A 19262-nucleotide genomic window follows, 5' to 3' on the forward strand; every position below is an offset into this window, starting at 1 on the left:
TATATTACTTATTCCAGACAACAATAAAAGGCTTCAACCCTTAGGGGTTGAAGCCTTTTTTATTAATTGTTCACCGTCTCTTGTACGATCGCTGCTACAAGTTCAGCTGTTTTCTCCAATTCATCAAGAGGCATACGTTCATTCGTCGTATGGATCTCTTCGTACCCTACGCAAAGGTTTACCGTAGGAATTCCGTGTCCTGCAATAATGTTCGCATCACTTCCTCCCCCACTAGTCAGAAGTTCAGTAGGACGTCCAATTGCCTTTGCTGCGCGACGAGCAACCTCAACCACTTCTTCTCCTTCGCTATGCTTAAAGCCTGGGTACATGACTTCTGTTTCGATCTCAACACTACCACCCATTTCATCTGCCGTTTCTTCTAGAGCTTTCTTCATCTTCTCTACTTGAGCTTCCATTTTTTCTGGAACTAGAGAACGTGCTTCTGCTAAGATCTCAACGTGGTCACACACAATATTCGTCTTCTGACCACCTTCAAAACGACCAATGTTTGCAGTCGTTTCCTCATCGATTCGGCCTAATGGCATTTTGGAAACGGCTCGTGCTGCAAGTGTGATGGCAGAGATTCCTTTTTCAGGCGCAACTCCGGCATGAGCTGTTTTTCCCTTCACGACGGCATTTAGCTTCGCCTGCGTAGGGGCAGCCACTACGATATTACCAACTTGCCCGTCACTATCAAGAGCGTACCCGTATTTCGCAGTTAAATGCTCAGGGTTTAGCGCTTTAGCTCCAACTAAGCCAGACTCTTCCCCAACGGTGATAATAAACTGGATATCTCCATGTGCTACTTTATTTTCCTGAAGCGTTTTAATCGCTTCAAAAATAGCAGCTAAGCCCGTTTTATCATCCGCTCCAAGAATCGTTGTCCCGTCAGTAACAACGTAACCGTCTTTAATAGTCGGTTTTACGCCATTGCCTGGAACAACTGTATCCATATGGGACGTGAAATAGATAGTGTCAACACCCTCTTTATTTCCTTTAAGGGTACAAATCAAGTTTCCGGCTCCGTGACCCGTTACTTCTTTTGCATTATCTTCAAACACTTCAACACCAAGATCTGTAAACTTCTTTTTTAATACTTCGTTAATCTTTGCTTCGTCTCCGGTTTCAGAGTCGATTTGGACCAATTCCAGAAACTCTTCAATCAAGCGATCGCGATTCACTGTAAGCATGTTTGTTGCCTCCTTCAATTATGTAAAAAAAGAGATGACTCTCTATTAGTACGTTAGCGAAAGCCATCTCAAGTGTCAAACGATGTTTATTATAATGGAATATTTCCATGCTTTTTCTTTGGACGGTCTTCTTGTTTATTCTTTAGCATATCAAGGGCTTGAATAAGGGAGGTACGTGTTTCTCTTGGATCAATAACATCATCAACCATGCCTAGCCCCGCAGCGACATAAGGATTCGCAAACTTCTCCCGATACTCATCGATTTTGGCTTGACGTGTTTCTTCAGGATTCTCGCTTCCTTTAATGTCTTTTGCGAAAATAATATTCGCCGCCCCTTCTGGCCCCATAACGGCTATTTCAGCATTCGGCCAGGCATAGACGAGGTCTGCACCAATTGATTTACTATTCAATGCAACATACGCACCACCATAGGCTTTACGGGTAATGACCGTGATTTTAGGAACCGTTGCCTCAGAATAGGCATATAAAATTTTGGCGCCATGTCTAATAATGCCCCCGTGTTCTTGTTTGACACCAGGGAAAAATCCAGTCACATCCTCAAAGGTAATGAGAGGGATATTAAAGGAATCACAAAAACGTATAAATCTTGAGGCCTTATCAGACGAATCGATATCAAGTCCGCCAGCCATTACCTTCGGCTGGTTACACACAAGTCCCACCGTTTTTCCTTTTATACGAGCAAATCCTACAACGATGTTCTTGGCAAAGTCAGGATGAATTTCAAAAAAGGAGTCCTCATCCACCACTTCGTTGAGTATTGTCCGAACGTCGTACGGCCTAATTGGATCAAACGGTATTAAATCCGTTAAATTAGAACGATAGTGATCTTCGTCATCCATTTCAATTTGGCGAGGCTTTTCATTATTATTAGCAGGTAGGTAATCAATTAAGGATCGAACTTGATCTAACGCTTCTTCTTCTGTCTTTGCTTTTAAGTGCGCGTTCCCACTTTTACTATTATGTACATGCGCACCACCAAGGTCCTCAGAAGAGATTTGCTCGCCTGTTACGGTCTCAATTACTTTAGGTCCTGTAATAAACATTTGCGAGGTTTCTTCTACCATAATAACGAAATCTGTAATAGCAGGAGAGTACACAGCTCCTCCTGCACAAGGTCCCATTATGACAGATATTTGAGGAATGACACCAGAATAGATCGAGTTTCTGTAGAAAACTTGACCATATCCATCAAGAGATGTGACTCCCTCTTGTATGCGAGCTCCGCCTGAATCATTTAAGCCGATGAAAGGGACTCCATTCTTTACAGCTAAGTCCATAGCCGCTGCTATTTTCTTAGCGTGCATTTCTCCTAGAGCACCGCCAAAAACAGTAAAGTCCTGGGCAAACAGATAAATATCATTTCCTTTAATCTTACCAAACCCAGTTACAACGCCTTCCCCAGGAGCATCTTTGGCTCCCATGCCAAAGTCAGTCCCGCGATGTTCAATAAAAGGATTCAACTCTACAAAAGTTCCGTCATCGAGCAAGTAATCAATACGCTCACGAGCTGTCATTTTACCTTTATCGCGTTGCTTTTGTATGCGTTCGTCTCCTCCTCCCATCTCTACAGCACGTCGTTTATCATACAGTTCATTGATTTTATCATAAATATCCATTATGACTTTTCACCTCCATGTTGGCATAACTCATATAAAACACCATGAGATGCTTTCGGATGCAGGAACGCAACATCTGCATTATGGGCTCCTTTTTTTGGTTCTTCATTTAGTAAAGGGACTCCGTCTTCTCTGTAATTCTTCAATCGTTCTTTTATATCTGAAACTTCAAAAGCAATATGATGAATCCCTTCTCCTTTCTTCTCAATAAACTTTGAGATTGGAGAGGTTTCATTTAAAGGCTCGAGCAGTTCAATCTGCGTTTCACCAATCGGCAAAAACGCCACCTTTACTCCCTCACTTTGTACCTCTTCCACATGCTTCAAAGATAGACCTAACGTATCTGTATAGAAAGGAAGTGCTTGTTCGATCTGATTGACCGCGATTCCTATATGAGCAATTTTTTCAGGAGGCTTCACACTCTCTGACTTGTCAGGGTCCACAAGGCGCATGATGTAATTGGCTACCTCATCTGTTGAACTTCCCGGTGTAAAGATCTTCTTAATACCTTTCTCCTCTAGATATGGAATATCTTCAGGAGGAATAACCCCACCTCCAAAGACAGGGATGTCCGCGGCGTTATATTTCTTTAATGTATCAACAATTTTAGGAAAGAGTGATCTGTGGGCTCCTGATAAAGAAGACAATCCAACAATATCCACATCCTCTTGTATGGCAGCTTGTGCAATTTGGTCAGGTGACTGACGTAGGCCTGTATAAATTACTTCCATGCCGTGGTCTCGTAATGCTTGAGATATGACGAGCGCACCACGATCATGCCCATCAAGTCCAGGTTTTGCTATGAGTACGCGTATTTTTCGATTCATTATCCTTCCCCCTATCGAGTTTAACGTGCAATATACTCTCCAAATTCCCTTCGCAATGTATGACAGATTTCACCTACAGTGGCATAGGCTTTTACTGCCTCTAAAATATGTGGCATTAAATTATCAGTCTGATCTTGAGCAGCTTCTTTAATTCGATTGAGCGCTTGTTCAACTCTAGCCTGATCTCGATTGTTTCGGATGCTTTCCGTTTTCTGAACTTGTGCCTTTTCTAATGCCTCATCAACACGTAATAATTCCGGATTGACTTCTTCGTCAATTTTATACTGGTTCATACCAACGATGACTTCTTCACCGCTTTCGATTTTCTTCTGTGTTTCATATGCCGCATGGTGGATCTCTCGCTGCATGTATCCTTCTTCAACCGCTTGAACGGCGCCGCCCATGTCTCTAATCTGTTCTAAGTACTGATTGACCTGTTCTTCAATCTTGTCAGTCAGTTCCTCCACATAATAAGAACCGGCTAGCGGGTCAACCGTATCTGCAACGCCACTTTCATTCGCTATAATTTGTTGTGTCCTTAGTGCAATGCGGGCAGACTCTTCGGTCGGTAAGGCCAACGCTTCATCTCGTGAGTTTGTGTGTAAACTCTGAGTTCCTCCCATCACAGAAGACAGAGCTTGTAACGCTACACGAACAATATTGTTATCAGGTTGTTGAGCTGTAAGGGTAGACCCTCCTGTTTGAGTGTGGAACCTGAGCTTCCAGCTTTTGGGGTCTTCTGCTTTATAGTGTTCTTTCATAATCTTTGCCCACACCCGACGAGCTGCTCTGAATTTAGCCGCTTCTTCGAAAAATTGATTATGTGCGTTAAAGAAGAACGCAAGACGTGGTGCAAATTGGTCCACTTCCAAACCTGATTCAATTGCAGCATCTACATAAGCCAGTCCATTCGCAATTGTAAAGGCCACCTCTTGTACTGCAGTTGAACCTGCTTCCCGAATGTGGTATCCAGATATACTAATCGTATTAAACTTCGGCAGATACTCCTGGCAGTAACCAAAGATATCTGTAATAATACGCATGGATGGTTTAGGAGGAAAAATATATGTACCTCTAGCAATGTATTCTTTTAAGATATCGTTTTGAATTGTGCCTGTTAACTTCTCTTTTGGAACGCCTTGCTTTTCACCTACTGCAATATACATACACAACAAAACAGATGCTGGTGCGTTAATGGTCATGGATGTACTTACTTTATCAAGAGGAATTTGGTCAAATAGCGTTTCCATATCTGCTAAACTATCGATGGCCACACCTACTTTTCCCACTTCTCCTTCTGCCATAGGATCATCAGAGTCATATCCGATTTGAGTTGGCAAATCAAATGCTACTGATAAACCTGTCTGACCTTGGTCTAGTAAGTATCGGAATCGCTCATTCGTTTCTTGAGCAGAACCGAAACCCGCATACTGACGCATCGTCCAGAAACGACTTCTGTACATTGTAGGTTGAATACCTCGAGTATATGGATATTGCCCGGGAAACCCTATATTTTCGACATATTTCTCATTCATTTCACCGCTATATAAACGATCAATCCCAATGTGGGAACTCGTTTCAAAAGAGTCCTTACGCTCCGGAAATCGTTCAATTGCCTTTTTGGTCTGCTCTTCCCATTTTTTCTTATGTTCATTATAGGTAGAACCCATACGAACGCCCCCCTTTATTAAAATCTTGTCATTTTGAATACTATTCGATAAACAACAAGAAAACCCTTTCAATTTTTCGACAATTTCATTGTATCATGAAAAATGGTGGGAAATGAATGATTACACATTATCTTTCTAAATATCTTCCTAGCCTCTAGGCCCATTGTTTTTTATTATTTGTTCCATATAAGTCCCCTTATGTGGAAGACTTGAAGATGAGATGTTTAAGCCGGAAAGGACCGTTATGTTTGATGAGTGGTTGAGCTAGCCCTTCCGTTAATTAGGTTAACGGTCCCGGAATCACACCAAGTAATCTTGTTTCCTCTCACATGGCTTGTTTCCGTTCAGACTAATGTGGCAAAGGTGGGCCTGGAAACTGCGAGACTCCCGTGGGCATAAGAGCCTAGGTGAGACCCCGGAAGCCGGCGTGCCGGCTGAAGAGACTCACCAGCTCCCCACAGGAAAGCGAGTGGTTTCCAGTCCCACCTTACACACAATTAAAGCTAACGGAAACATTCTCTCAGTTTCGAGTCTTCAAGATTACTGCCCTATTTTTGAACAAACTGGTTAAATAACAACCTTAAACGGTAACAAAACCTTTCTCAGTAGAAGAGAAATCAACAGAAGTGTATGAAAAGGAGACTTGTTCATTTTCAGAATTCGGGTTAAAATGGGACTAGTATCGGGGACGAAGGAGGTCAATACTATGGCATCTAAAACTACACAAAAGAAACAAACAGAAACACAGCAACGTAAACCATCAAAACGTGAAAAGCGTCAAAAGTTTGTTGTGTACCTAATGATCGTAACGATGTTATTAACATCACTACTTGCGGGAGCAGGTATGTTCTTATAATGAATAGATCAATAAAAGCATTTGGCTATTGAAGCCAAATGCTTTTCTTTTTGTTCTTATGCTTTTATATGTCGATTCGCTTCTGCTACTTCTGTCGTAGGAGGCAAGCATGAAAAGTTTTCACAAATATAGGCAGTCGAACACTTATTGATTTTTTTATAATCTTTTGTAAAAGGAGCAAGGCTTGCAAGTCTATCTATAGAATCACCAACGAGATAAGTCAGTTCAGGGTGAAAATCTTCTTGAAGAGAACGCAGTAGTTCATCCATTCCTTCATCCTCTTCACTCCTAAGGATTACAACTTCTTTAGCGCTACTTTGCATAAGCAAATACGTTTGCAAAAAGTACGCATGCCCATCCGAATACTTCACTAAATCATCTGTAAAGGAAGCAATTGTATGATTTACAACTTCTTCTTTCCTAACATCGCCAGTTAATCTTGCTAGTCGCAAAAGCTGCAAGGAAGCCACACTATTCCCAGAAGGCACCGCTCCATCCGCAGCTTCTTTAGGACGGGTTATAAGCTGTTCATGATCGGTCCCATAGAGATAGAAACCTCCTTGATCTTCATCTAAAAATAAAGCCATCATTTGCTCGCTAAGTACATCCGCCTTTTGTAAATAGTCCAGGTTAAAACTCGCTTCATACATTTCAATATAAGCCCATAATAAATACGCATAATCATCAACTAGCCCCAAATGTTTCACCTCGTCGTCGCGATAACGCACCATAAGACGGCCATCTTCAAAAAGGTGTTGTTCTATAAAATGAAGGGATTGTTTCGCTTCTTCAAAATAGGGTTTGTTTCCAAACACTCTAGAAGCTTTTGCAAGAGCTGTGATCATCATTCCATTCCATGAGGTGATAATCTTGTCATCTTTAAATGGACGAAGCCTCTCTTCTCTTGCCTTAAATAACTTCTCTCTTCCTACTTTAAGAGACTCTCTAAGGCTGTTTTCTTCTAAGCCATGTCGTAATGCATAGGATTCGAGGTCAGATTGAAGCAAATTCGGAATACTTTTCCCTTCAAAGTTACCTTGATCCTTAATGTCATATACGTCACAAAACAATTCTCCTAGAGGTTGTCCAAGAATTTCTATTACTTCATCGGGTGTCCAAACGTAAAACTTCCCTTCTACACCTTCTGAATCCGCGTCTTCAGCAGAGTAAAAGCCCCCTTCTGCATGCTTTAATTCACGAAGAACATAAGAAATAACTTCTTCTGCCATCTTTTTGAAACGCTCTTCTTTAGTTACTTGATAGGCTTCTGTATACGTAATCGTAAGAAGAGCTTGATCATAAAGCATTTTCTCAAAATGCGGCACTAAAAATTTCTCATCAACACTGTACCGAGAAAACCCATATCCAATATGGTCATAAATTCCTCCCGCCGCAAGTCCGTCTAGGGTTTTCTCAACCATACTAAGAGCCTTTTCTTCTCCAGAATAACGATAGTAACGCAACAAATACATTAATGTGTGTGGTCTTGGGAATTTTGGGGCGCCGCCAAAACCTCCATACGTCTCATCGTAGTTATTAAGGAATGCTTCATAGGTTTGTTGAAGGACGTCTTTTGTTAAATCTGTAGTATTTTCCATATTAAACGCCTGGTCGAGTGCATTTTGTACATTTTTTTCAATGTTCTTCACTTTGTCAGGCTGTTCTTTAAAGTTGTGATAGAGCTGCAAGATCACGTCGCGAAAACCCGGCATTCCGTACCGGCTCTCTTTCGGAAAATATGTCCCAGAATAAAAAGGGACCTGTTCAGGTGTGAGAAACACGTTAAGAGGCCACCCCCCCATTCCGTTCATCATATGACAAACAGTCATATAGATTGAATCCAGATCTGGTCGCTCTTCCCGGTCTACCTTTATCGATACAAAGCGCTCATTTAAAAGCTTCGCTATCTTCTCATCTTCAAAGGATTCTCTTTCCATAACGTGGCACCAATGACAAGTCGAATACCCAATGCTTAGAAAGATCGGCTTCCCCTCTGATTTTGCTTTTTGAAACGCTTCTTCTCCCCATGGGTGCCAATCAACGGGATTGTATGCGTGCTGAAGCAAATAAGGGGATTTCTCATGAATTAACCGATTAGGCTTTTTATGTAAAGATTCATATTGATCCATTTTTTTCTTACACCTCATTATTTTGGTTTATGCATGACACTATAACATATCTTTAAGGAGATAAAGGTAGAATTTGTAGAGATTTGGATTGTTATTCTCCTCATAAAGCATCTCTTTATTGAAACACTAAGTAAGGAGTACCACGCTTAAAGAGAGGATGTTTCGATGAAGAACAATCAATGGTGGTCCATGTTTAATACAAGAAAGAGGCCCATGTGGATGGGAGTGTTTGGTAAACGTAAGAGAAGTCGTGGCCCAATGGTTATGTCCGTTTTAGGTGTAATGGCTACAATGGTTAGCGCTGCCTTTTACGGCATTGCCCGCGGTCGCCAAGATGAAGACACGAATCAGAATGAACCGATGAGTAAATATGCCGGTAAAATTCAGGAGTATATGAAGCGTGCAGACTCCCGACCCACAGGAGCTGCCTTTGCGGAATTTGCCGATGAGATTATGCCAGAAGCTAAAGAAAAACAAGAGGAAGAAAAATAAAAATGCGGACGGCTATGATGAGCCGTCCGACATTTCCCCTTAAGAATGCCTTTATTTAGCTATATCAGTCTTTTCTTCATCACAAGATCGGTCGTTTCATATCCCATTTTCTTATACAGACCAAGGGCTGTTTTATTATGAGCGAAGACATGAAGTCCAATTTGACTAATCTCCATCGATTCAGCATACACCTCAAGTGCTTTCATAGCAGCTGTTCCATACCCTTTTCCTTGCTCTGCTTCATGTAGCTTTATATCATAAATAAAGATATGGGTTTCTTCAAGACGATGTTGATGATGAAGCCAGATCATACCAACCTCATTTCTCTCTTCATTTACAATCGTAAACAAATCATGGTCCAACGTATCAAGACCATTAGGTAAAAGGCTCTCGAACTGCTCTTGTGCGTTAATAGGGGCTTCTGACTCTGTCCAATTCCCGGCTTTAACATGTTCCATTGCGTATTCATGTATTGATTCTAAATAATAATCCTCGAACGTTTCTTGTTTCATCGGTATAAAACGTACTTTCATATGATCCCCCTTTCAGCTCACCTCTGTTTACCATATGTGCTTTACTGCTAATCGTATACTTGAGCATTAAGAAAAGGCAAGCAGGAAGGTTGTTACTCATTTAAAGGAGCTAATAAAAAGGAAGACAAAATCAACAAGATTTCACCTCTCATTTATTGGTAATACCTTAAAAATAAAATGATGCTACTCCTCTACTGACTAGTGTCTACCTTTACGAGGTTTTCACGAATCATTACTATTGAGATGATAAGGGCAACTAGGCTTAAAATAAAGAACCCTACTGCATACGATGGAATTCTTTCTGCTGGAAGTAGATCCGTAATCTCGATAAGAAAAAAATATATACCAATTCCATCCCCATCCACTTGTGTTCCAAGAGCCCACAATTTCAAACCCTTACTTAACGAAAGTAATGCAAGTAAAACTAAAATAGCCACTCCTGTCCAACGTCGAAGAAAATCCATACACCTCTCCCTCCTTACTCACTTCTACTACAAATTCAGAGTAAATCCTTCTAGAGGGAGACATTTTATCCATTAAATGACAAAACATGTCATGAAAACATATATTTCGACAAGTATATGACGATTAAATTTACATGGGTTAAATTTCTCTTTTTAGACTTTAATCTCTTTTATCTTTAAAAGATTTGCTAGAAAAACTATTTTTTATTTAATATTCTCTCTCCTTCTCTCATAAAGTTATAGTGAGGGAGGGGTCACGTTTGCAACGAATATCAAAAGCTTCTATACAATCAAAGGTAACCTTCATTAGTCGATATCTATTAATCTATGGATTCCTATTTATTATGATCTCGATTATGACGGCTACCTCTTATAGCAAAACATTCTTATCATCTCAGACAATTGAAAATGCCTTAAAGTCGTTTCAGAGCACAGAAGTATTGTTGGCTGTAATGGGGAGAGAAATGCCCCCTCTATTACAAGAATATGAAGAAGAGGTCCCAGATCTATCTACTTCAAAGTTTGTAGTTGATGCTTTAACCGATATTCGTCTTGGAGATGCACGTAGTCTTCTTGGGCGGGAGATACCAGGGTTAGATGCGTACCATACAGAAATCTTAATAGCCGGAGAGGGAACAGATTACACCACACTTCCATACGAGTCTCCACCGCCTGAAGACTTCTTCTCAAGCGCTGAGGATAAAAAGGATACACCACCTGAAGAAGATAAAGTACCAGAAGAAGCTTCTGTATTGATCTATCATACACATACGTGGGAAGCATTTTTACCAAACTTAAACGGAGCAACAAAACCTAATGAAGCTGTAAGTCACGACGAGACAAAGAATATAGTGAACGTCGGGTCCATGCTGAAAGAAGAATTGCTAAAATACAATATTCAATCTCAGCATGTGAAGGATAACGTCGCAACCGAGTTGAAAGAAAGAGACTGGTCATATCCTGATTCCTATAAAGCTTCAAGAGAGATTGCCACAGAAGCTTTAGCTAAAAATGATAAAGTAGAATACATCTTTGACCTGCATCGTGATTCTGTTGATAAAGAAATCACGACAACAACTATAAACGGACAGCCCTATGCCCGGCTTTTCTTCATAGTGGGTAAGGAAAACAAATACTATGAGGAAAACCTTCGTTTTGTAACCGAGTTAAACAAAAAACTAAATAAAGAATACCCAAGCATCAGCCGAGGCGTCTTCCAGAAAAGCAAAGCTCAAGGAAATGGACTCTATAATCAAGATTTATCTGAAAAAGCTTTGCTAATTGAAATCGGTGGCTACGCGAACAACAATGAAGAAATTCGAAATACTGTTGCAGCTTTTGCAAAAGTGTTTAGTAAAATGTATGAAGGTGACATGGAAGTAAATGCTCAATAAACCTTGGCTCTTATGGTTTATATGGGCTGCTTTATCTACTCTTACCTCCTTCTTCTTCTTTCACTGGGTGATAACAGTTGGATGCTTTGTTGCCGGACTAACATTAGCAGTGATTATGTTGTTTCGTGAGTTTCAGGAGAAGAACTGAGCTTTTTAGCTCAGTTCTTTTTTGAGTGAGGAGCAGGCTTAGGTCGATTGTTCAAATGCTTTGGTCATCTCAACACCTCAACCACTTTGTGCACAGAAAAAGCACCTTTCTTAGAAAAGGTGCTTTTCAATTAATGGTTTATATCCTCTTTGTCCTTAACCTCAACACTCATGACAATAGCATAATCTTCCTCTTTGATCACTTCTGGAAGTTTAGTAGGATCTCCAATACCACCACTACTTATGGAATTACCTCCAGATGCCACCCAATAGGCGACATACGTTTCTTCCCCTTTTACTAGCGTGTGTTTCTCTGATAGTCCTCCATAAGTAGACATCCCGAGATCCTCAGGAATAGTTGCCTTACTACCTCCCAGTCCATTTGCATTCCCCATATAAAGGTGAGCTAAATCATCATCTGTTAACATGGCAAACGATAAAAGGTCTTCTTCATATGTCGTTTCTAATGCACCATACATTTTACTGCCGCCTTTTAGGTATTCACCATCTTTATAATAGGTAAATTTCGTAACTAGGTCCTCCCCTTCTCCTAAACTGCCATTCATTTCAAAGTATTCTATATGGGTAATTCCTGTTGCTGATACCAGTTCTTTCTCCCGCTCTGTTAATTCAATCGGTGTAATGGTTAATGATTCATTTCCTTTCTCCTCTTCTGCACAAGCAGCTAGTATAACTAAAAGGAAAAGCAATACAATCATTCGTTTCATATTGTCACTCCTTTATTTAGAGTAATATGTATAGGGTTGCAGATAGAAAAGGAACAACCCTAATTTTAAGTAAGAAACTAACCTTACAATTTAACCATCCATTATAGTACCACAATTAACCAAAAACGATATCGCCCAAAGAGGATTCTTTCCAATTTTCTAGAAATGGTAGATAACAACCTAAAAGGAGCGATGAAATGAAAACGACTAAAAGCCCCATTCATAACAGCGTAAACACCATGTTTGTGCCCGTAAGTGACCTACAAGCTTCAGTCAAATGGTATTGTGATTTACTCGGTCAGGATTATAACCCTTCAGATGTAGCAGACCCAGTATACAACATGAAAATTAATCACTATACAGGTGTACTGCTTGATGCCGGGCCTCCTGGTGAGACACAAAAGGTGAATCCTTCAACTCACCCTCTATTTAACTTCCATACAGATGATGTTGATGCTTCGTACCTATATGTAAAAGAATTAGGTTACACCATCACCTCTGACATCACACGTTTTGAGGACCTTTCTTTCTTTACAATTAAAGACCCCGATGGCAATATCATCATGATTTGTACAGGCTAGTAACCAAAAGCGCAAGTGCCCGTTTAGCAACGTATAGACTGGACTGAGCCCGAGTAGAGATCAAGGAAACACGATGAGTCCTGGCGAATCGATGTTGACTGATCGACCCGAGCTAACGAAAAGGCTTGAGGAAAGATCCTCAAGCCTTTAACTTTAATTCTTTTACACGTTGCCGCAAATCCTGCGGCCACCAGGCCCCGCAATCTTCTGAGACCACACAAGCCGCGCACGCCTCTAAGTCATACACCATCATGTCTTTTATTGGAGGAGCGTAAAGGTGTAAAGTAATTAACCCGCTCCCCTTATCATCTCTCATTGTATGAACCCCTTTTACAGGAGCGAATAGAAACTGCCCCTTCTCTTTGTGTTCTTCAAATAAGGCACGTGGAATTCGTCCGTCTTCTACCTCAAAAATCGTGTGCTTAGTCGTACCGTTCAGTACATGTATCCACCCATACGAGTTGCCGTGGTCATGAGGGGCGCATTCAAGGTTTGACCAGTTCATCACGAGCAGTTCCACCTCTTTGTTATGAAACAATACCTTCCTGTAATAAGGCTTCCCTTCAGGATCCCTAAGTTGTTCTTCTACATCTTCGACTTTTGTATTAAGCTGGCTGAGAGCATGCCTTAAATCTTCTTTTGAAGGTGATTTTAGTGTTCCAAGTACATTTTCTAATCGATCTTTCCATTCCATATTAAGTCCTCCTCTTTCTAAGTAATCCGATAAGATTCCACACCTGACCATTTACAAAAACGACACCAATGATAATAATGACGCCACCCACTACACTTTGAAAAAAGATTTTCTCATTAAGAAGCAAGACAGCTGCCAGCAACGTAGCCAGTGGTTCTAAGTACATAAAAGCAGAAGCTTGAGAGGCTTCCAGCACTTCATGTGCTTTGCCCCAATACCAATAGGCAATGCCTGAGACGAACACCCCTAGAAAAATAAGGTGTCCCCACTCTGTGGCAGACAAAGTTGGTAAACTCTTCCACCCTTGATTCTTCACAAGAATGGGTAATGTGAGAAAGAAAGACAATGCACTCATATAGAACGTAATGACGAGTGATGGCAAAGGGATGGATAAACGCTTTAGCAAAATTCCATATATCGCCCAGTTAAATGTACTAAGAAGCATGAGGAGATATCCGATATCGATGGCAAATGCGACCCCCTGGCCACTTCTTGAGGTCGTAATCAAAATGACTCCGGCTATAGCTGTTCCTATACCAACAGCTCTAGAAAGGGTTACTTTCTCGTGTAGAAAAATCATGGATAAGAAAACAGTAAACACAGGAGAAAACGAAATCATCCAGCCTGCATGAGAAGCATCAATCGTTAATAGCGCTGTTGCTTGAATGATTTGGTGAACGAATACCCCTAATATTCCGAGTACAATTAGAGATGGTATATATTTGAGAAGTAATTTCATAGGATATCTCATAGCAAGCAGCACACATAAAAGGAAGATGGCCCCGATCCCAAATCGAATGACCAGTACCGTGTAAGGATCAAGTTTATCTAAAACAGCCTTTGTCGAGACAAAAGAAATGCCCCAAAACGTAATGGATAAAGTCGCATAGAAAGAGGCAGCAATTTTCGATGGCATAAACGACGCTCCCCACTTCGAAAAATCTTCTTTCTTTCATCCTATGCCTGTCCAGAGGGTTCATGAAAGAATCATTTGGAAATTTTTATTGAGAAGATATGGTTGTTAACCTACAATAGAAATAGAATTGTCGGAAAATTAGGAGGATGAATGTGCTCTTTTACTATTGATCTTTGTGAAGTTCTCATCCAACATCCATTTATTAAAAGGAGGACTTACACATGGAATGGGTTAAAGAATTTTATAATAGGCAGTATGAACTGTTAACAAATAACCCCTTGAACCAGATACTACGGGATGACTTGGTTGATAAGATGGAGGATCTATTGGAGGAAAAGCCCCGCAACCTCCTCGAATTAGGTGGAGGGACAGGTCAGTTTGCTGTTGCTGCAGCCAAACGAGGATACGACGTAACTGTTATTGAACTTGTTCCAAAAGCGGTAGTGAGGATGAAAGCCTTGGCTACAGAGCATGGAGTTGAAGATAGTATTCACATCATAGAAGGGGATTTCTATGAAGCAGAGTTTAATCATCCTTTTGACTGTATTTGCTATTGGGACGGCTTCGGCGTCGGATCAGATGAGGACCAAACGAAACTCCTACACCTAATAGAAGAATGGTTAAGTCCTGATAGCCAAGCGATCATTGATTGCTACACTCCCTGGTATTGGGCAAATGCTGCCGGAATAGAAATGAGCTTTGATGACATTATGAGACAGTATGACTTTGATCCTTATCACTGTCGAATGATTGACACTTGGTGGTCAGTTAACGACGAAAGCCAAGCTGTGACTCAGTCGCTTCGTTGCTACTCCCCAGCAGATCTTGAACTTCTCCTTACGAAATGCACTCTCCTACTGGATCACTCTATACCAGGTGGGGCTATGGATTACGATAAAGGGGAATACGAGGAAAGAGTACCACTCCACCAAGCCATGTCTTACACAGCTTGCTTGGTGAAGAGCAGACCTTAAAGAATTAAGGAGTATGAAATAACCGATTATTTCATACTCCTTTCTTTTGTATGACCTATTTCTATATATACAATAAATATAAGGGTAGGTACGATAAAGGCTACAGCCGCTTCCCAAAACGAAAGAATATCTACAGCCCCTAATACGAAAACAGTATTCATAATGATGCAATATAAAATGATAAGTTTTTTTAGCAAATTCTTACCCTCCATTCACCTTGCATTACCCTCCTAAATTGTACCACATACATTTTTCCGTTCCCTTAATCAAACTATAAAAAAAAGATCCCATCTCATTTCGAAATAGGACCTTCTAAGAAAATGATTGTATTAATGTCCGCCACCATGGCCTTCAAGATCACCAATAGCTTTAACTGTGGGAGGATGAGCTTTTGAATATTCATATTCAATATCATAGGTCTCTCCGACTTCAACAAGGTTCCAGGTCATTTTGTCCTTAAATTTTAATTCTTTCTCCATGCCTTCTACCTTGATTATGTACTTATGGGACTTTTCCATCTCTTTATCATGTTTTTCAATAACTTTAACATCATGTAGCGTCTCGTGATGGGCAATTTTCGTATTCAAGTAAAACGATAATCCCGTGATTACAATGATGCTGACAATAATAGTCGTGATTAATTTTTTCTTCACGGCGTTTCCTCCTTCTGCTTTCTCGTTTCTATTTAATCACAGAACAAGTCTGTTGACCATTTTTTATAAAAATTGATTTAAAGTTTCGTACACAAATGCCTGGTAAGGGGTTTCAGGTAATTGTTTGACCCCTTCGTAAGCTTCTTTTGCATACATCTTACCCTTTTCCCACTTTCCTAAATCCTTAAGACAGAGAGCTTGATAGGCTTTCACTTGGTGAATCATGGACCGATCAAATGGGTGCACCCATTCTGGAATAATTGTAAATTCATTCAACAACTCTAACGCTCCCTCTATATCACCCATATGATATAGAGCTTTCCCCTTTTCCATTACATAATACGAATTCACTGAACCTCCTGTTATGTCTTTAAAAGCCTCAATGTTTTGGATCGCTTCTTCGTATTCTCCCGTAGCTTCATTATGATAATGGGACCGCAATAATAGAACCGCTGCTTTTGCGTCTGTACTATCTACAAACTTGCTGTATAAATCAAGCTTTTCTAAAAAATACGATACTTCCTCATTATTTCGCATCATAATCGAATAAAGACAAGCGATTCTGTACAATTCTTCAATTTGATAAAAGACCTTTGTTGTTCTTGAATACGATATCGCAGAGTGCAGAACTTCCTCTGCTTCTTTGTTCTGGCCAATTGCAAAGAGTAAAGAAGCTTCATGAGTCTGGTATTTCAGAAAGGTTAACGTTTCAAGTTCCGCCCCATTTGATTGAATTACCGCATGCTTTTCCCTTAATAAATGAAGGGATTCTTCATATCGCCCACATTCCATTTTACTCCATGATTGAAGTAAAGTAATAGTAGCCGACTTTTCATAAAGGGCTAATGTCATATACTGATGATCGGCAAGATCTAAATAATTTTCCCAGTTTGTAGCACCTGTTTTATATAAGCTTTTACCGTAGAGTTCTAAGACTTTTGCTGACTCATAGGACAAGGGTAAGTGCTCGGTTTGAACGAGAGAAACACATTTTATGACTTCCTCATCATTTCCTTCTTTAAAGTAAGTTTCAATAGTAGCTAGAAGCTCACGTATCTCTGTTATGCTGACTTCCTCAAGTAACTCGTTTACAGTTACATCTAGTTGCTCTGCAATGTAATGGAGACTTTCCATTGAAGGCTTGGCTTTATCATTTTCAATTAAGCTAACCATCCCTTTAGTCATATGCTCACCAGCTAATCCTTGTAACGTTAACTTTTTCTTCTTTCTAAGCGTTTTAATACGTGCTCCTAAGGATCCCATACGATTAACCCCCTCAATATGTTTAATTATATTAAACTTTTCCCTTTATTGGAAGAACGTTCTATGTTACGATTTGTTTAATTTAATTAAACTTATTGTTTGGAGGAGCGATTCTATTGGACGTGAATAAACGTGTAACCTACCATTTATGGGCATTTGCATTCAGTAAGCTTCTATCATCTTTTGGAAGCAGTGTGTATGGGTTTGGAATTAGCTTGTATATCTTAACAGCAACAGGTTCAGCCATTGGATTTGCCGTCAATTTGGTTTGTCATACTCTCCCAAGAGCAATCCTAGCACCACTTGCCGGAACGCTTGCTGATCGACTATCAAAAAAGAAAATCGTCCTCTTCTCTCAAGGAGGGGCAACACTAATTGTCACAGGCTTATTAATTTTTACGTTTATTTCTGACCTCAATATCTATGCCATCTATACAGCTACGACATTACTCTCTCTTTGTTCAACCTTTAATAGCGTCACTCTTACTTCAGCGATCACTCAACTATTTGATCAAGAAAGAATTCAAAAGGCCATGGCCTTACAACAAGCATCCATCTCTTTGTCGACAATAGGAGGACCTATTGTGGGAGGAGCCTTATTTGGCTTAGTTTCCATGCGAACATTCTTATTCATTTACATTTCATGCTATATCCTTTCAATCTTATTACAATCTACTATGAATTTCTCCCTTTACAGAAAACACATTCTCTCCAAGTCTTCAACTTTAACCACCTCTCTTATACAAGGAATGCAATACGTAAAGAATAATCCAACACTCTTAAATTTATTTCTTGTGTCTTTACTTATAAATTTCTTCGCTGTAGCTCTGGTTATTGGTCTACCCTATATGGCGGTTGAACGACTTGATATCCAACCTGGTCATTTCGGAATTATAGAAGGGACATTTGCGAGCGGTATGCTTCTAGCTTCAGTATACTTTTCTATTCGAAAGACTTTTCGTAACCCTCTTCGATTAACAAAATGGGGAATAATTGTAGCAAGCTTTCTAATGGCACTGACCACTTTACCGATGATCATTTCGCTTAATTACACGGCAAACGTGAGCTTTTATATTATAATGGGGCTTTTCTATGGTTTATCTATATCTTTTATTAACACCCCTCTTGGTTTACTATTGCAGAGGGTCATTGAAGAAAACGTAAAAGGGAGAGTGTTTGGCATTATGGAGATGATGGCGCAGGGTTTATCTCCTCTTGGGATGATGGCTTATGGATTTGCCTTAGATAGGTTTGGTGCTGTATGGAGCATTATTCCATCAAGTTTGTGTATGATTGCTTTCACATTACTTCTTTTAAATGAAAAACAGATCAGAACCCACCCTATCGAATTCTCTTCTGCAACTAAAACATAAAAGGCGCCCCACTCCACCTTTTTCCATGCTATAATAAACCCAAGAAATGGGGGATTGTTTTGCAAAGCTTACCTACATTTATAGTAAGTGCAATAGGATTTTTCTTTCTTTACTATTTTGAGATTACAAACCTATGGCTTATTGCTCTCTTCGGGGTGCTCCTGGTAGTCTTTGCGATCTTCCCGACTCTTAACATTTTGTTATGGGAGAAGAATATACTCAAAATCGAACGCTTTCTGTTAAAGAATAAGAAAAACCTTACCTTTTATACGGTATATGCTCTCGCCAATGGGCTAGACGAGGAAATTCAATCAACTACAGAAAAACTAGTCTCAAAATCAAAGCATCGTTCACGTCAAGCCCTTTACAAAATTGGCGAAGCCCTTCACTTTAAAGATCTAGAAGCTGCTAATGAAGAGCTGAGTTATATTACAGCACCTGCTTATCGCGCGTATTATGAAGGTTTTATACGTCTCGAAGAGGGAGATCTGGCACAGGCTAATCGTATAATTGATGAGACTAAAACCACGTGGATGAAAAATGCTCTGATGGCAGAACGTGAGAGGTTGGCAGGTCATTTAGATGAAGCAATCCTTTATGCGGAAGAGGCCAAAAAGAACTCGAAAGGACTTCAATACTATACGTTACATAAGACTTTCGAGCGAGAACTTGGCATCTAATACATAAACATATCTCTTTGCCTTTATCTGAAACTTCCCCTTCCCACCGTTCGTCTAACCT

At 40.1% G+C, this 19262-nt stretch carries 20 protein-coding genes; 7 read left to right on the plus strand and 13 right to left on the minus strand.

Going from position 1 to position 19262, the window contains the following annotated elements:
- Positions 1–62 precede the first annotated feature (62 nt).
- From IMZ31_RS10865 to IMZ31_RS10880, 4 genes are all read right to left on the minus strand, one after another.
- On the minus strand, positions 63–1190 hold the full coding sequence (locus tag IMZ31_RS10865) for a M20/M25/M40 family metallo-hydrolase (protein ID WP_207527399.1): 1128 nt from the start codon (positions 1188–1190) through the stop codon (positions 63–65).
- Between the two features lie 89 nt (positions 1191–1279).
- Entirely contained in the window at positions 1280–2827 is a 1548-nt protein-coding gene (locus tag IMZ31_RS10870; RefSeq protein ID WP_207527400.1) for an acyl-CoA carboxylase subunit beta, read from the minus strand.
- Complete coding sequence (mce, locus tag IMZ31_RS10875) at positions 2827–3654, minus strand: methylmalonyl-CoA epimerase (RefSeq protein WP_207527401.1); 828 nt, start codon at positions 3652–3654, stop codon at positions 2827–2829. Before mce ends, IMZ31_RS10870 begins: the two co-directional genes overlap by 1 nt.
- Before the next feature lie 20 nt (positions 3655–3674).
- Complete coding sequence (locus IMZ31_RS10880; protein ID WP_207527402.1) at positions 3675–5324, minus strand: acyl-CoA mutase large subunit family protein; 1650 nt, start codon at positions 5322–5324, stop codon at positions 3675–3677.
- Positions 5325–6030: 706 nt separating this feature from the next.
- On the opposite strand from IMZ31_RS10880, the gene prli42 reads away from it, so the two are divergent.
- Complete coding sequence (gene prli42 / locus IMZ31_RS10885) at positions 6031–6180, plus strand: stressosome-associated protein Prli42 (RefSeq protein WP_207527403.1); 150 nt, start codon at positions 6031–6033, stop codon at positions 6178–6180.
- A 56-nt stretch (positions 6181–6236) separates the two neighbouring features.
- Here prli42 and IMZ31_RS10890 read toward each other — a convergent pair whose 3' ends face one another.
- Positions 6237–8309: a thioredoxin domain-containing protein gene (locus tag IMZ31_RS10890; protein ID WP_207527404.1), complete on the minus strand. Its 2073-nt coding sequence runs from the start codon at positions 8307–8309 to the stop codon at positions 6237–6239.
- 165 nt (positions 8310–8474) lie between these two features.
- Between IMZ31_RS10890 and IMZ31_RS10895 the strand changes: the two genes are divergently transcribed.
- Positions 8475–8801: a hypothetical protein gene (locus IMZ31_RS10895; RefSeq protein ID WP_207527405.1), complete on the plus strand. Its 327-nt coding sequence runs from the start codon at positions 8475–8477 to the stop codon at positions 8799–8801.
- 59 nt (positions 8802–8860) lie between these two features.
- On the opposite strand, the gene IMZ31_RS10900 is transcribed toward IMZ31_RS10895, so the two are convergent.
- Both IMZ31_RS10900 and IMZ31_RS10905 read right to left on the minus strand, forming a co-directional pair.
- Positions 8861–9334 carry a GNAT family N-acetyltransferase gene (locus tag IMZ31_RS10900; RefSeq protein ID WP_242705541.1) on the minus strand — a complete coding sequence of 158 codons (474 nt, stop codon included), beginning with the start codon at positions 9332–9334 and terminating at the stop codon, positions 8861–8863.
- A 191-nt stretch (positions 9335–9525) separates the two neighbouring features.
- Positions 9526–9798, minus strand: a complete 273-nt coding sequence (locus IMZ31_RS10905; protein WP_207527406.1) for a hypothetical protein — start codon at positions 9796–9798, stop codon at positions 9526–9528.
- 260 nt (positions 9799–10058) lie between these two features.
- Here IMZ31_RS10905 and spoIIP point away from each other — a divergent pair, with 260 nt between their 5' ends.
- Positions 10059–11192 (plus strand): stage II sporulation protein P, encoded by a 1134-nt coding sequence (gene spoIIP / locus IMZ31_RS10910; RefSeq protein ID WP_207527407.1) that lies wholly within the window; start codon positions 10059–10061, stop codon positions 11190–11192.
- 278 nt (positions 11193–11470) lie between these two features.
- On the opposite strand, the gene IMZ31_RS10915 is transcribed toward spoIIP, so the two are convergent.
- Positions 11471–12067, minus strand: coding sequence for a hypothetical protein (locus IMZ31_RS10915; RefSeq protein WP_207527408.1), 597 nt, complete (start codon positions 12065–12067; stop codon positions 11471–11473).
- Between the two features lie 197 nt (positions 12068–12264).
- Between IMZ31_RS10915 and IMZ31_RS10920 the strand changes: the two genes are divergently transcribed.
- Entirely contained in the window at positions 12265–12648 is a 384-nt protein-coding gene (locus IMZ31_RS10920) for a VOC family protein (RefSeq protein WP_207527409.1), read from the plus strand.
- Positions 12649–12787: 139 nt separating this feature from the next.
- On the opposite strand, the gene IMZ31_RS10925 is transcribed toward IMZ31_RS10920, so the two are convergent.
- On the minus strand, positions 12788–13342 hold the full coding sequence (locus IMZ31_RS10925) for a cysteine dioxygenase (RefSeq protein WP_207527410.1): 555 nt from the start codon (positions 13340–13342) through the stop codon (positions 12788–12790).
- A gap of 1 nt (position 13343) precedes the next feature.
- The gene (locus tag IMZ31_RS10930) at positions 13344–14258 is read right to left on the minus strand and encodes a DMT family transporter (RefSeq protein ID WP_207527411.1); all 915 of its coding nucleotides are present in this window, start codon (positions 14256–14258) and stop codon (positions 13344–13346) included.
- 221 nt (positions 14259–14479) lie between these two features.
- Here IMZ31_RS10930 and IMZ31_RS10935 point away from each other — a divergent pair, with 221 nt between their 5' ends.
- A complete protein-coding gene (locus IMZ31_RS10935) occupies positions 14480–15232 on the plus strand; it encodes a class I SAM-dependent methyltransferase (RefSeq protein ID WP_207527412.1) in 753 nt (250 codons plus the stop codon).
- A gap of 26 nt (positions 15233–15258) precedes the next feature.
- On the opposite strand, the gene IMZ31_RS10940 is transcribed toward IMZ31_RS10935, so the two are convergent.
- The 3 genes from IMZ31_RS10940 to IMZ31_RS10950 form a co-directional block, all read right to left on the minus strand.
- Positions 15259–15429, minus strand: coding sequence for a hypothetical protein (locus IMZ31_RS10940; RefSeq protein WP_207527413.1), 171 nt, complete (start codon positions 15427–15429; stop codon positions 15259–15261).
- 132 nt (positions 15430–15561) lie between these two features.
- Complete coding sequence (locus tag IMZ31_RS10945; protein WP_188655347.1) at positions 15562–15885, minus strand: hypothetical protein; 324 nt, start codon at positions 15883–15885, stop codon at positions 15562–15564.
- Positions 15886–15948: 63 nt separating this feature from the next.
- Positions 15949–17148: a helix-turn-helix domain-containing protein gene (locus IMZ31_RS10950; protein WP_207527414.1), complete on the minus strand. Its 1200-nt coding sequence runs from the start codon at positions 17146–17148 to the stop codon at positions 15949–15951.
- Positions 17149–17270: 122 nt separating this feature from the next.
- On the opposite strand from IMZ31_RS10950, the gene IMZ31_RS10955 reads away from it, so the two are divergent.
- Complete coding sequence (locus tag IMZ31_RS10955) at positions 17271–18521, plus strand: MFS transporter (RefSeq protein ID WP_242705714.1); 1251 nt, start codon at positions 17271–17273, stop codon at positions 18519–18521.
- 59 nt (positions 18522–18580) lie between these two features.
- On the plus strand, positions 18581–19201 hold the full coding sequence (locus IMZ31_RS10960) for a hypothetical protein (protein ID WP_207527416.1): 621 nt from the start codon (positions 18581–18583) through the stop codon (positions 19199–19201).
- Positions 19202–19262: the final 61 nt, after the last annotated feature.

The sequence above is a fragment of the Pontibacillus sp. ALD_SL1 genome (assembly GCF_017355605.1).